Source organism: Prochlorococcus marinus CUG1435, assembly GCA_017644375.1.
Lineage (GTDB): Bacteria > Cyanobacteriota > Cyanobacteriia > PCC-6307 > Cyanobiaceae > Prochlorococcus_A > Prochlorococcus_A marinus_AH.
Map to the genome: position 1 here is coordinate 211,627 of JAEPLP010000001.1, position 14,811 is coordinate 226,437.

Below are 14,811 nucleotides of genomic sequence, written 5' to 3' on the forward strand. Positions count from 1 at the left end.
GTGTGAAAACACATACGGTAACGTGCAGGCATTAACTTGCTGATGCTACATAATCATCATCTAATACTTCTGGGATAGCAAGACGTACACCATTTCTTTTCAATCTCTGTTCTACTTGGTTCTTTGTTATCTGGTCTGCTTGTTCCAAAACCATGATGTGACCATAAGTACTTTCAATCTTTCCAACTGATGTCCCCATTTGTTTAGCGAGAAGATGTATTGGAGTATTTCCAAATCTCAATCTCCAACAAGCATATAAGTGTCTAAAACTATAAAGTGAGACACGTTTACCTTCTGCATCAAACTCATCTTGTAAACCACTATCAAGTAATACTTTCTTGAGACGATTATGGAAAACCATCCTTCCATAACTGTTTCTCTTTTTAGAAGTGGGATTTATGAATAAGTAATCTTCCTTTTCTTGCTTCACACCCAACTGTTTATAGTACTTTTTCACTTTCTCTACCCTATCTCTGACTGGTGCTACACATAGACGACCTTTACCAGTTTTACTATTATCTTTGCGTACCTTCATAACTATATCGGTCTTCTTTTTCTCATCATCCCAACCTTCTCCCTCAGTAATTTCTCCAATCTTTATTCCAAGTAATTCCTTTGTCCTAAACCCAACATTCGCCATTATCAATACAAATTCAGTAAATATCTTTCTCTTGAGTAATTCCTCTTTAGGTACATCTGGATTGTGTTTCTTAGCAGAGTAACGATGATGGCAATATTTCCAGAATTTCTCATACTGTACTTCTGTTAAGATATCCCTCTTAAAACTATCATCTGGTACTTGTTTTATCCTGTCTATTACTGGTATTTGACTTTCTGTTAGATAGTTACCTTTGGCAATCTGGTAATACATTCTCGTTATCTCGCTCACAGTATCATTAACAACTTCAATACTCCTTCCTTGTATGTGTTTTGCTGTCTGCTTGGGTTTGTTTAGCATCCACAATCCAAAGTTCTTAACTTGATTTGGTTGGATTTTATCTATTGGTTTATCAATTAATTTGTTTTCAGTTAGGAACTCTCTCCATGTACGAAGATGGTATCTTTTAACTTTGTAGTGGTCAGGTGTTATCCCTCCAGACATTGGTATAGGAGATATCTTCTCTACTAATGTCTTCTCATATTTTTGTATTAATTCTTCTGCTGTAATCTGCTGCAATTTCTCATTTCTATCAATTTTCCCTTTCAATTCCATGTACATCACTCTTGCAGTAGCAATTGCTTTATTCTTATCAGTTGTCTTTAGTGAACGTACTACTGGTTTATTGTTCTTGTAATCATAAATTCTTAAATACCATTTACCACTTACACTTGTTGCTCTTTTGTAGATAAAACATTCATCAATATTTGGATAAATCAATGTCTTTTCCAACCAGAATTTATTATCTTGTTTCTTGCTTACTAAACTCTGTGATTTAGCATTTTTAATTGCATCAAGTGCAATATTTAATTCATCTTTATTAAATCCAGCAGATGTTAATAGAGCATCAACTGCATTCAATATCACATCATTATCTGTAACTGATTTGTGATTTGTAATTTCTTGCTCGTTTGATGTCACTTGAGTTGTAACCCACCTGTAACTCAAATTCTAACACAAAACTCTAGTTATAGTCACCAATCTGGATAAATGTCGTATTCATTACCAATCCTTAACTGTGGAGATTTTCTAGTCATGCTTAAAAAATTGAAGCATCATGAAACCACTTGCAATTAAAATATTAACTACTTATGGATAATTTACTTAATAATAAACCTTTAACCCCCTAATTGATAATTTACCAATCCAAGAATAAAAAGATTACTAACTAACAGTTCTAAGGATTTTATATTTAATTAACTCATTTAAGTTCTAATTCAAACGCGCTCTCCTTACAAATTTATTTGTCAAACCAGTAAATTTTGGTTCTTTTTTAAACTGTCGTTGATATAAGTTTTCATTTAAATACCATTTTTTTGAAGGATTTAACTGTATCATTATTAAGTTAGTTTTATTACCATCTTTAGGAACTCCTGCTTTATGGGGGCATACGTTTAATTTGCATAAAAAAATATCCCCTAAATCTCCAACTAGGTATTGCTTTCTTTGATTAATATCAATCAATTCTAATGGTCCATCATTCATACCAATCTTGGTCAATGGTATAAATACTTTTAACATATTTGCACTGTTAGGTTTATCTAAATGATAATGATTTGCATACCAAGGTTTATCAATATATTTTTTTGGAATATGTAAATTCTGATAAGCGCCAAAAAAATCAACACTATATTTAAATCCAGTTTGTAAAGTTAAGAATTCACAAAATTGTCCATCAAAAATCAACTTGATAATTAAGTTTAAATTTTCTTGACTTAAAATGAATTTTTTTTGATATTTATTTGAGTAAAAACTCATCTCGTTGTCATTCAAAACAAAATCAAACCTAAGTTTTGAGATATTTAGTTTACTTTTACTTGTTATTTTGAGAAATCCATCTTTATCCAGATTAAGTTTAGATTTAAAATTTCTTCTTAAAAAAGAATCTTCGAAGAAGGTAATTACCCTGGAGTAAAAAAGACAAATAATCTCATAGACTAATTTATAAAGAAGTTTCATGAAGATGTTAATAATCAATCAACAGAATTTATGATTACAGATTTATCTGTAACTGATATAAATTCTATGGTTTGTTTTTCGTTAGTTTGCATTTAATCTGTAAACTTCCTATAAAATCAAACTTTATCATATAAAAACAAGCCAACTTATCAAATCAGGGCGAATATCGTAGTCATAAGCGACTCGAAATTGGCCTAAAATTTAATCATTTTTTAGGTTTGATATACCTAGATATCCCAGTACCATTCATTTTCATCATATTGATTTCCATTTTGATCAGGAAATATTTTTTTAAAAAGATCTTTTCTCCTTTCATTAGTTCTTTTCAACATTTGTTCCTCCCTCCAGATTTCTATTTCTTTATGGTTTCCATTTATAAGAACGTCAGGGACTTTCATATCTTTAAAAACCTGAGGCCTAGTGTAATGGGGATATTCTAATAAAGAAGAATTATGGCTTTCTTTAATTAATGACTCAGGATCCCCAAGAGTCCCAGGTAAAAGTCTGGTCAAGCCATTAATTATTGATAACGCAGGGATTTCGCCCCCAGATAAAATAAAATCGCCTAAAGAAATTTCTTCATCAGCCAGAAATCTAACTCTTTCATCAAACCCTTCATATTGCCCGCATATAATTATTAATTGATCCAAAGTTGACCATCTCATAAGATCCCTTTGCTTTAATACTTTACCCTGTGGCGTCATCAACAAAGTTTTACTTTTAGATGTTTTTCTAATTGATTCAAATGCCTTATAAATAGGTTCAGGTTTTAACACCATTCCCGCCCCTCCTCCATATGGCTTATCGTCTACCTGTCTATAAGAGCCTTCTCCATATTCTCTCAAGTCGTATAAATTAACATCAATCAAATTATTATCTAGAGCTCTTGTAATAACCCCTAAATTATTTATTAATTCAAAAGCTTTAGGGAACAATGTAATTACTTCAAACTTAAAACTCATCATCTAGAAATCTTCCTCATAACCAAACTCAATTAGTCTTGATTCTTTTTTTCTCCAATTAGTAACAACTTTCACAAACAACTCCAAGTGAACTGGACCATCAATTAATTTTGACATATTTGATCTTGCACACTGACCAATATTTTTTAACATCGAACCATTCCTTCCAATAAGAATCCCTTTTTGAGTTGACCTTTCAACAATAATAGTGGCCAAAATAGCTGTAAAACTTTTTCCATTTTTTCTTTTCATTTCCTCCATCTTTTCTATCTTTACGGCAACACTATGCGGCACTTCTTCTCTTGTATTAATTAATACCTGCTCACGCACTAGATCAGATAATAATTTCTCTAATGGTTGGTCGCATATAGTATCTTCATTATAAAGTTTTGGACCCTCTGGAAGAAAAGGAAGTATCTTATCGATTAATTCAGAACATCCTTCTCCTTGCGAAGCACTTACAATTTGAAAATTTCTATTAAATCCGAAAAATCTTCTATACTGATCTAATCGTAAATTCCTAAAATCCTTACTTACCAAATCCCACTTATTTAAAGCAACAATAAATTCAGTTTTATTTGCAGCTAAAAAATTCATTATGTATTCATCACCTCTACCAGGCTCTTCACTTGAATCAATAACAAAAACAACCATATCAACTCCATTAATTGCTGATTTTGCATTTTTTACTAATATTTCCCCAAGGCGATGATGAGGTTTATGCACTCCTGGTGTATCAACAAAAATTATTTGTCCATTTTCCGTAGTTAGTATTCCTTTTAATTTATTTCTAGTAGTTTGGGCTATTGGAGAAGTAATTGTTATTTTTTCTCCAATCAACTTATTTATTAAAGTAGATTTTCCAACATTTGGCCTACCTAGTAAAGTTACAAACCCAGATTTATAATTAATCAAAGACTTAATGCATCAATAATAAAATTCTGATCAAAAATGGAAAAAAAGACAATAAACTTAAAAGAGGCTTCTTTTACTCAGGCAATAAATATATCAGCAAAATGGTGTAAAGAATGGGCAGAAGAACTGCTCAGCGAAGAGGTTTTAGCAGATAGAATTGCAGAGCTAATCAAAACAAAAAATGGACGTAGAGGATTTTTTGCGTACGCTTTATCTGATAAAGATTGTTTTTTGTTAGATAAACTTCCCTTTTCACTGATTTATAAACTTAACGAAGGAGGAGTTGACGTAGTAGAAATTGTGATAAAAAATTTAATAATGAGTTCAGCTCAAATTATTATTCATCGAAGAGAAAATAATCATGAATATGAGATAACATCAGACAATATTTCTGATAGATGTAAAAGTATTTTGAGACATCTCGAAACAAAATTAGTTACGAAGACCATTAATCAAGTTATAAAAGACTTAGATAATATGGGAAATAGTTTTGATAATTCAACAAAATATGATTTAGAGCAAAAGCAGTTTATAAAAAAACAAATTCTTGATATCGCTCAATAAAAAAGCGTAGAAAAAATTTCTACGCTTCAAAGTAATAAATATTTAAATAATTAGCTTAATCTCTTCTTCCTCCTCCTTGGAGAGCAATCATTAACCTTAATATGAAAACGAATAAATTTATGTAAGTAAGGTACATTCCTAAAGCTCCCGCGAGGTACTGATCGTCATTATATCTTCTTGGCATTGTATAAAAATCCACAAAAGACATTGCAACAAATAAGACTGTACCAAATCCTGCGATTATCAACTCGAGTCCTGAACCTCCAAAAACACCAGGAGCAAAGAATCCTCCTATTAATTGAACAAACATAGCTATTAGAAGCCCAATTAAACCAAGCCCAACGACGCCACTTAGTGCTTGACCAACACTATCACTCATCCTTTGGCCAGTGTAGGACGCTATAACAAAAGTTATACCTGTAGCTAATGCAGCTGTTCCAACTGAACCAATACCAATTGTTCCTATTGCTAATGCGACTATTCCACTTAATGTGAATCCAGTTAGCAAACTAAATCCTGTTAGTAAAGGCAAGGCCTTTGCATTATTTGCATTATTTGCGGCACTTGTTGCTATAAAAAACAAAACTAATTCTGCAATTAGAGCAACTATTGAAAGAGGCTGAAAAAGAGTGGGATTCGTTGCTATGAGTGAGACACCTGCTAAAACCCCTAAAGAGGTTAGCACCATACCTCCACCAACATAAGGTAGAGCTTTTTGAACAACATTAGGTCCAACAATTGAACTCGTTTGTGCTTCTCGAATGGCTTGATTGAAATTACTACTTGCTGGCATTTTTTTATTAATTATGATTTTATTCTACTTGATTTTTAAAATTTCAGTGTACGGATCTCCAGAGTTATAAAGTTATTTATAAGCCTCAATAATTTTCTGAACTAGGGGATGTCGAACTACATCTTGGACAGTCAAATAGCAAAATTTTATGCCTTCAGTTTCAGCGAAAATTCTTGATGCCTCTACTAGACCACTTTCCTGATCTTTTTTTAAATCAATTTGAGTAATATCTCCGTTTACAACCATTTTAGATCTCTCGCCTAATCTGGTTAAAAACATTCTCATTTGAGAACAGGTTGTATTTTGTGCTTCATCTAAAATGACCATAGAGTTATCTAAGGTCCTTCCTCTCATAAACGCTAAAGGAGCAACTTCAATTATTCCTTTATCAATTAACGAATTTGTTCTATCCACTCCGAAAATATTATGCAAAGAATCAAATAGGGGTCTTAAATATGGATCTACTTTTTGTTGCAAATCTCCAGGTAGGAATCCCAAACTTTCACCAGCTTCGACTGCTGGTCTGGTCAGGACAATTTTTTCTATTTTTTTCTCGTTCAATAGTCTTGCTGCACAAACAGTTGCCAAAAATGTCTTACCAGTTCCAGCAGGGCCAATTGCAAACGTCAGATCAAAGTTTTCAATTGATTCAACATATTCTTTTTGCCTTATTGTTCTTGGTCTTAAGTATTTTCCTGCTTTGGAACGAGCAAGGACTTTTTTTCCAAGTTCAGCATGTGAAGATGACTCTCCCATATTTAAAGAACTAAGAGCAGCTTTAAGATCCACCTCAGGAACTTCTAACCCTTGTTCCCAAATTGGTCTTGTGAGCTCTACTAATGCTGAAGCTCTTTCAATCTTAGATATAACCCCATTCATCTCAAGTTGTAAGCCCCTTATAGTTAAAGAAACTCCTGTGAGAGACTCAAATTTTTTTAAAAAAGAATTTCCTTGTCCGGATAATGCTGTAGCAGCGTCAGAACTTGGCAAATCTATAATGAAGTGACCAGTTTTGGAAACTTCTTTCATTTAGTTAGAGTACAAGAATAAAGATCAATCAAACGACTAGCTTTCAGCTTCATTGCTACTACTTTCAGTTTTAGAACTATCACTTTCTTCGTCTTTTGATTTAGCTTTAACTAATTTTTCTTTCTCTAACTTTGCCTTACCGATAGCTATGGCGGGCCTCTCTACTTTTTCTAATAATCCTCCCTTTTCTAATAAAGTCCTTACAACACTAGTTGGCTGAGCACCCTGTGTAAGCCTTTTTCTTAAAGCTTCAGTATCAAGCCTAGTTTCTTTAGTTCTTGGGTTATAAAAACCTAGTTCTTGGAGAGGTCTACCGTCTCTTCTGGAAGTACTATTGCATGCAACAATTCTGAAACTTGCCTCTTTTTTCTTTCCAAAGCGCTTAAGGCGCAATTTAATCATCTTAAATTAATGGGTTTTTAATAATAATATCATTTAAAGGTAAAATTTAAGAACCTACAAATCAGCAAAACCTTTTTTCTTTTTATTATTTTTTTGTTTTTTCATTGATTTATTAGTACCAACTCCCCCCATTCCAGGCATTCCTCCCATTCCAGGCATTCCTCCCATTCCAGGCATTCCTCCCATTCCAGGCATTCCTCCCATTCCAGGCATTCCTCCCATTCCAGGCATTCCTCCATTCGACATTTGTTTCATAAAGCCCCTCATTCTTTGAAAATCAGCTAAAACTTTATCAACATCTTTTGCTTCATAACCACTACCTTGAGCAATCCTTTGTCTTCTTGAAGGCTGAGCAGCAAGAACTTCAGGTTTTTGTTTCTCTTCAAGAGTCATTGATGAGATCATAGATTCTATTTTCTTGAGTTGATCTTCTCCGTCTTTTATCATCCCATCATCAATTTTATTCATTCCAGGTATTAGTTTTATCAAGCCCCCAAGTGATCCCATCCTCTTAATTAATCTCATTTGCTTAACAAAATCATTAAAATCAAAAGTTGCTTCTTGAAGTTTCTTTTGCATTGCTTCTGCATCAGCAAGCTCAACTTCCTTTTGAGCTTTTTCAACGAGTGTCAATACATCACCCATTCCTAAAATTCTGCTTGCCATTCTTTCTGGATGGAAAGGTTGCAGCGCCTCAATTTTTTCTCCTACTCCAATAAATTTGATAGGTTTGCCACTTATTTTTCTTATTGATAAAGCAGCGCCTCCTCTAGAGTCGCCATCCAACTTTGTAAGTATCGCGCCTGAAATTCCAACTTTTTCATGAAATGACTTTGTTAAATCAGCAGCTTCTTGACCAATCATAGAATCAACAACAAGTAAAACTTCATCAGGTTTAGATACTTCTTTAATCCGAACCATTTCACTCATCATTGATTCATCAATTTGCAATCTTCCTGCTGTATCAATAATGATGGAGTTAAAGTTATTTTTACTCGCATATAGCAATGCATCCTTTGCAATATCTTCGGGCTTACTATTATTTCCTTTCGCTGAAAAAACTTCTAAATCATATTGACTTCCTAGTGTTTTAAGTTGTTCAACGGCTGCTGGTCGATAAATATCTGCAGCCACCAAAAGAACTTTTTTTTCTTTTTCCTTCAAGTAAAGACCTAATTTTCCTGTTGCAGTTGTTTTACCAGCTCCCTGAAGTCCAGCCATTAAAATAACGGTGGGGCTATTTTTATTTTCGTTTAAAGGGGAGTTTTCATTCCCCATAATGTTAATTAATTCTTTATTTACAACCTCTATAAATTTTTGACTTGGGTTTACACCCCTAACTACTTCTTCTCCAATAGCTTTATCCTTTACATCTGATATAAACTCTTTTACTACAGATAAACTGACATCGGCATCAAGCAATGCTCGCTTTACTTCCTTCAAGGCATCATTTATATTATTTTCACTAATTTTTGCTTCGCCTCTTAAACCTTTTACTGCGTCTTCAAAGCGTGATGAAAGTTCATCAAACATTATTTAAAAAGTATTTTTTATTATTATAGATGATCTAGAAGTGTATACTTACAAGCCACTTACAAAATCAACTAATTTCCAGGATTTATTAGAATAACCCAAAATATATTTAACTTTCAGGGGAGTAAATGATGTTTCGTTAACTAATTCTCCGGAATTTCGTATTATCTTCTCTAGGTAATTTAATTCAGCTAAAACAACTATCCTAGATGAAGTTTGTGATTCCAAATCTATCTTCAGTATTTGTGAATTAATTTCTTTATAAATTCCTTTCTTTAAATCATTTTGTCTTTCTTTGATTGTTCTATCGATCAAACCATTACTAACAATCTTGGAAAGATTAGTTAAGCTTTTTCCAGCTAAATAATTTCTTTTGCTTTGAAGCCATACATTTATTAATTTTTTTATTTCTCCTGTAGAAGGCGATGCTTTAGTGATTGCTTCAACTTTTAGAGTGTTTTTTAGACTAGGTTTCTTGGTAGTAGAATTAAATACATTTGAAGAGTCTTTTTTGATTTCTTGAATGATAATTTTATCACTACCCATCTTTTTTTCATCTAAAGCTGTTGTAGATTTATCAGTCAAAGCTGGCTCCTGAATTGATTTTTTTAGATTATTTCTTAAGAATCCAACCCCTATACCAAATGTAAATAATATTAAAAAAGCATACAAATAAATTAAATAAGGTGACCGACGGATAATCTCTTTGTCATTCAAAAACTCCCCTAAACTAAATTTAAATTCAGCAATTTTTTCAACTAAATACTTATAAAAGTCTATAGCTTTATTCTTAAATATTTCCTCATTGAAACTGTTTTCTTGTATATCAAGATTTGCATATTCTTTTTTTATGCCACCAGGCCATGGCAATCTTCTTTCATCAATATTCTCTGTTTTACTATCAAAATCTTCAGTAATTTTTGTAGAGGATTCTTGTTTAAACTGCTGGGTTTGAAGATTTGATTTGATTAGTGTTTTATTTGATTTTTTTTCTAATTTTTCAATAAATTCTTGAATTCCCCTATCTTCAAACCATAAATCTAAATTCACCTCTTTTGATTCAATATCTCGATAACCAACTAAAACGTCATTCTCAAGCCAATTTTTACAGAAAATACAAATTGCTTCTAACTTCATACCTGGATAATTATTAAACCAATCTCTTAATTTCTCATCGGAACTGCTAGAGAACCTCGCAGAGGCTTGATTAATATCTGCTAAAAGCAGATCTAAACAACCAATAAGAGGCATTGAATCAAGACCTGACAGGTTAAGTTTCTTTAAAATTCGCCTCGCTTCAAATAATTTTTCTGGCTTTCTTCTTGAATACCCAATTGCTGTCAAGGATAGAAAGGCTAAAAATCCTGCTTCTAATGATCCTCTTTTTTGTAATTCAAGAAACAAATCTATCTGTTCTTGCACTGTCAAATATGGCTTTATTTGTTGGAAAAAGGCTTCGAATTCTTGCTGATTAAGATAATCTCCATATTCAGATTTATTATTACCTTCCAATCCACCTCTTTTAATTATTAAATTTTCCAACATACTTAAACCTTTTTGATGAGACTCTTGATCACTTAAATCTCTACTAAGTAGATCTAAAATCCTATAAGGAGTAAGGGAAACCAAGTCTTCTTCAAGTTCTTTCCTCCTTTCACTTAGTTTTCCCATTCTTTGAAGAAGTTGAATACCCTCATGTAAAAATTCTGCAGCGTTTGAATATGATCTAAGCTGTTGTTCTTGAATTGCAGAATCTCTTGCTGCTAAGGCAGCTAATAGAGTTAGGTCAGCTTCTCTACTACTTCCTAAAGCAGGAGTTTGAGGGGGCTGCAAAGCTTTTCTAACGATTTTGAAAGCTTCTTTTGGGGAACCCGATTCCCAAAGAAGGATTAATCCTGCCACTTCTCTATTTGAAGAAAACTCTAATCCAGAGGATCCATCTAGCAACAAATTCTCATACTCTCTCCTGCTTTCTGGATCTGTAAGCAAATCAGCAGTGTGGCGAAGCAATTCTGATCTTTTGGTTAAAACTTCATAAGTAAATCCCTCATCAGGGGTTTTATCCAACCTTAATTGAAAGGCTCTTAATATTTCCTCAGATGTTGCGGAGGGGCTTACGCCAATTAAACGATAATGATCTAAAGGAAGTTCCAAACAAATATCCTATTAAATTATTAGATAAATTTTATCAAGTTAAAAATTTTTTTCATAAGGTCTTGCAGAGTTATTAAAAAAAATCATGAAAATCGACCTTCACACCCTAGAATGTCAACAAATCAAAACTTCGTTAAGGTATTTTTCTTGGAAACACACGTAGAAAGAATTTCAAATCTTCAAGATATAAAAAAAGCCGAATTAGATCGGGAAACAGGATTATTCCTTTATGAAGATATGGTACTTGGTAGAAGATTCGAAGATAAGTGTGCAGAAATGTACTACAGGGGGAAAATGTTTGGTTTTGTTCACTTATATAACGGTCAAGAAGCTATAAGCACTGGAGTAATTGGCGCTATGAAGAAGAAACATGATTGGTTTTGCAGTACCTACCGCGATCATGTTCATGCACTTAGTGCCGGAGTTCCCTCCTTTGAAGTTATGAGTGAGCTTTTTGGGAAAGCTACAGGTTGCAGTAAAGGCCGAGGAGGTTCCATGCACTTATTTTCAAGCGAGCATCACTTACTAGGAGGATATGCATTCATCGGAGAAGGAATTCCGGTTGCTTTAGGGGCAGCTTTTTCAAGCAAATATAAAAAGGAAGTTGCTGGCAATAGTGGTAGTGATGCAGTAACTGCAGCATTTTTTGGAGATGGAACTTGTAATAATGGCCAGTTTTTTGAATGTTTAAATATGGCTCAATTATGGAAATTACCTATAGTTTTTGTTGTTGAGAATAATAAATGGGCTATTGGTATGGCCCACGATAGAGCTACTAGCAATCCTGAAATCTGGAGGAAAGCTTCTGCTTTTGGAATGCATGGTGAGGAAGTTGATGGGATGGATGTATTAGCAGTAAGAGGAGCGGCACAAAGAGCAATAGAGAGAGCTAGGGCAGGTGAAGGTCCTACACTTTTAGAATGCTTGACTTACAGATACAGAGGACATTCTCTTGCTGATCCAGATGAATTAAGATCTGAAAAAGAAAAGGAGTTTTGGGCAGAAAGAGATCCTATTAAGAAGTTAGCCCAAGAAATTATTAAAGGTAAATTTGCAAAAGAAGAAGAATTAAAAAATATTGAAAAGAAAATAGATATAGAAATATCAGAGTCCGTTAAGAAAGCTTTGGAAGCGCCTGAACCACCTTCAGAAGAATTAACTAAGTATATTTGGGCTGAAGATTAGATTAGATTAGATACCGCTAGGTAACTTTCTGGTTAAGTTTCTTAATTTCCTTAATGCCTTAAGTTCAACTTGTCTAACTCTTTCCCTAGAAACTTCTAATAATCTTCCTATTTCAGCAAGAGTATGTCTTTCATTTCCATCTAAACCAAACCTTAACTTGAGAACGTGTTGCTCTTGCTCGCTGAGATGGCTTAGCCATTTCCCAAGTTGCTCTTGATGCATTTTTTGTTCAACTTGATCTAAAGGCTCTTCATTATTACTATCTGCGATTAAATCACCCAAAAAGCTCCTACCATCATCGCCATTCACTGGAGCATCCAAACTACTTGTTGATAAAGCTTGTCTTAAAACCGAATCTAATTCCTCAACATCAATTTCCATTGCTTCTGCAATTTCAATTCTGCTTGGCATCGCACCTAGCTTATGAGCCAGATCCCTACTAACTTTGCGTATAGATGCTAATCTTTCACTTAAATGAACTGGTAAGCGGATAGTTCTTGATTGGCACGCAATTGCTCTAGTCATACTTTGTCGGATCCACCAAAAAGCATATGTTGAAAACTTATATCCTCTTGTAGGATCAAATTTCTCAACAGCCCTCTCCAAGCCAAGAGAACCTTCTTGAACCAAATCAAGTAATTCAAGACCTTTGCCTTGGTATTTTTTTGCCACACTAACAACTAATCTCAGATTAGCTTTCATCATTCTATCTTTAGCTCTCCTGCCAATTTTTATTGTTCTTTTTTGCTGCTTTGTAAATTCATTAATTTTTTCATTTAATTGTCCATCTTCTGTAATAATCATCATTTTTTGGACTTGATTACCAAGTTCAATTTCTTCGGCGGGAGTTAACAAGGGTACTCTGCCGATGTTTTGCAAATACCAACTTATTGGATCATTACTTCTTCTTTTTGGCTGTTCTGCCTGTGTTGGTATAGATGAGACCATTTTTAAGCCAATAAAGGTATTAAAACTCTCCTACACTTTTTTGAAAAAACCCAAATATTTAATATGTGCTTCAGATTTCATGTAATATTTGTTTATTTATGTGTTTAAAACTTAAAAAAACTCCTTTAAATTGTTTCTTTCAAGATATTTGTCTCGATTTCCTATTTCTCATCAACTTTGATAATTCATCACTAATACTGTGAGCATTTGACCCTTTTTTACATGTTGATGCAGCGAAAGAATGTAAAAGTACGTATTTAGCGAAAAAATCAGTTTTTATATCCTTACAAAAGGATAAATCAATCGCAGAACTGCCCGCTACAAATCCAGATAAAAGATCTCCCAATCCAGCTCTAGCCGTATGAGAATCGGTCCCAAAAATTTGCCATGCTTTTTTGTTATCTGCGACTATGCTATTAGCTCCCTTTAACAAAACACTTATATTAAATTCTTTTGCCGCATTAAGAGCTAATCCAACATTAGTTTTACATTTTATATGAGGAAATAACCTCACAAATTCTCTCTTATGAGGTGTAATCCATGTTTTAAATTTTCTCTCCAAAAAGAATTTTGTTCCTAATTCAGATTGCGCAATTCTATTGAGCGCATCTGCATCCAAGATCAATAATCCTTCAAAACCTATAAGGATGTCTTTTGATTTTTGCCAATCATCATTATCAATCCCTATCCCTGGGCCAACAGCTAATGAATCATATGCATTTAAATCGATATTACTTAATGCACTAAATAGAGATGCATTACCATCTTGATTAGATTTCATAGTTCCTTTTAAAACTATTTCTGGGGCAACTTGCCAAATAGATTCAGCAACTAATTCAGGCAGGACTGCAGAGATAAAACCTACTCCGCTAGATATAGCACCTTTTATTGCTAATGATGCAGCACCAGGATATTTTTCACTTCCGGCAATTAATAGTGTTCTTCCTCTTCTATATTTATTGAAATTTTTAGGTAAAGAAGGCAAATCAATATTCTTTAAATCACTATAAGTAACCTTAAAAATTTTTTTTTCAATCTTAGATAACTTATTTATGGGTACGCCAACATCGATATGGTGCAAGTCTCCAATAAAAGGTAATGCTGAATCTTGTATTAATCCAATCTTATTAAGACCAATGGCCAAGGTATAGTCAGCTTTTACTGCTACATTATCCTCAAAAGGCTCTCCTGTATTAGGACATAATCCTGTAGGGATATCAATGCTTACAACTTTACCAAATTTGTTATGAAATTTCTGATTAAATAATTTAATTAAATTATTATCCACTTTTCTTGTTTGATTATTGCCAAAAACAGAATCAATCCATAGTTCTTTCCCATTCGCATCGGGGGGTTCTACTAATTTTGTTACACCAATAGATGTAAGATAATTAATGTGGTCAATTGTTAATGTTTTTTTTATTGGAAATGGACACCATACCTTAACTAAATACCCTTTCAAGGAAAGCTCTCTAGCTAGTACGGCACCATCCCCACCATTATGTCCAGGACCTATTAAAACAATTATTCCATGCTTTAAAAGAGGTTTCTTTTTTAAGAGCCATCTACTAATTTGGATGCCAGCTTTTTCCATCAATGCTTCTGGGGGCATCCCATCAGAAAACATTTCTTTCTCTAATATCAACATTTGCTTTGAATCAACAATTAAATGTTTTGAGTCAATTGTTGGCCATACAATTTCGTTCATA

The 14,811-nt window shown here is 33.4% G+C and carries 13 protein-coding genes; 2 read left to right on the forward strand and 11 right to left on the reverse strand.

Going from position 1 to position 14,811, the window contains the following annotated elements; translation table 11 throughout:
• Window positions 1–31: 31 nt before the first annotated feature.
• The 4 genes from JJ844_01230 to era form a co-directional block, all read right to left on the reverse strand.
• Complete coding sequence (locus JJ844_01230; GenBank protein ID MBO6974301.1) at window positions 32–1,579, reverse strand: site-specific integrase; 1,548 nt, start codon at window positions 1,577–1,579, stop codon at window positions 32–34.
• A gap of 291 nt (window positions 1,580–1,870) precedes the next feature.
• Window positions 1,871–2,617 (reverse strand): hypothetical protein, encoded by a 747-nt coding sequence (locus JJ844_01235; protein ID MBO6974302.1) that lies wholly within the window; start codon window positions 2,615–2,617, stop codon window positions 1,871–1,873.
• 227 nt (window positions 2,618–2,844) lie between these two features.
• Complete coding sequence (gene trmD / locus JJ844_01240) at window positions 2,845–3,582, reverse strand: tRNA (guanosine(37)-N1)-methyltransferase TrmD (GenBank protein MBO6974303.1); 738 nt, start codon at window positions 3,580–3,582, stop codon at window positions 2,845–2,847.
• Window positions 3,583–4,494 carry a GTPase Era gene (gene era, locus JJ844_01245; protein ID MBO6974304.1) on the reverse strand — a complete coding sequence of 304 codons (912 nt, stop codon included), beginning with the start codon at window positions 4,492–4,494 and terminating at the stop codon, window positions 3,583–3,585.
• A 36-nt stretch (window positions 4,495–4,530) separates the two neighbouring features.
• Between era and JJ844_01250 the strand changes: the two genes are divergently transcribed.
• Complete coding sequence (locus JJ844_01250) at window positions 4,531–5,058, forward strand: hypothetical protein (protein ID MBO6974305.1); 528 nt, start codon at window positions 4,531–4,533, stop codon at window positions 5,056–5,058.
• Window positions 5,059–5,113: 55 nt separating this feature from the next.
• On the opposite strand, the gene JJ844_01255 is transcribed toward JJ844_01250, so the two are convergent.
• From JJ844_01255 to JJ844_01275, 5 genes are all read right to left on the reverse strand, one after another.
• On the reverse strand, window positions 5,114–5,851 hold the full coding sequence (locus JJ844_01255) for a US12 family protein (GenBank protein MBO6974306.1): 738 nt from the start codon (window positions 5,849–5,851) through the stop codon (window positions 5,114–5,116).
• A 72-nt stretch (window positions 5,852–5,923) separates the two neighbouring features.
• On the reverse strand, window positions 5,924–6,880 hold the full coding sequence (locus JJ844_01260) for a PhoH family protein (GenBank protein MBO6974307.1): 957 nt from the start codon (window positions 6,878–6,880) through the stop codon (window positions 5,924–5,926).
• A 36-nt stretch (window positions 6,881–6,916) separates the two neighbouring features.
• Window positions 6,917–7,282 (reverse strand): 30S ribosomal protein S16, encoded by a 366-nt coding sequence (rpsP, locus tag JJ844_01265; protein MBO6974308.1) that lies wholly within the window; start codon window positions 7,280–7,282, stop codon window positions 6,917–6,919.
• Between the two features lie 54 nt (window positions 7,283–7,336).
• Window positions 7,337–8,815, reverse strand: coding sequence for a signal recognition particle protein (gene ffh / locus JJ844_01270; GenBank protein ID MBO6974309.1), 1,479 nt, complete (start codon window positions 8,813–8,815; stop codon window positions 7,337–7,339).
• A gap of 48 nt (window positions 8,816–8,863) precedes the next feature.
• A complete protein-coding gene (locus JJ844_01275; GenBank protein ID MBO6974310.1) occupies window positions 8,864–10,969 on the reverse strand; it encodes a DUF4101 domain-containing protein in 2,106 nt (701 codons plus the stop codon).
• A gap of 111 nt (window positions 10,970–11,080) precedes the next feature.
• Between JJ844_01275 and pdhA the strand changes: the two genes are divergently transcribed.
• Window positions 11,081–12,154, forward strand: a complete 1,074-nt coding sequence (gene pdhA, locus JJ844_01280) for a pyruvate dehydrogenase (acetyl-transferring) E1 component subunit alpha (GenBank protein MBO6974311.1) — start codon at window positions 11,081–11,083, stop codon at window positions 12,152–12,154.
• 6 nt (window positions 12,155–12,160) lie between these two features.
• On the opposite strand, the gene JJ844_01285 is transcribed toward pdhA, so the two are convergent.
• On the reverse strand, window positions 12,161–13,102 hold the full coding sequence (locus JJ844_01285) for an RpoD/SigA family RNA polymerase sigma factor (GenBank protein MBO6974312.1): 942 nt from the start codon (window positions 13,100–13,102) through the stop codon (window positions 12,161–12,163).
• Between the two features lie 139 nt (window positions 13,103–13,241).
• Entirely contained in the window at window positions 13,242–14,810 is a 1,569-nt protein-coding gene (locus JJ844_01290; protein MBO6974313.1) for an NAD(P)H-hydrate epimerase, read from the reverse strand.
• Window position 14,811: the final 1 nt, after the last annotated feature.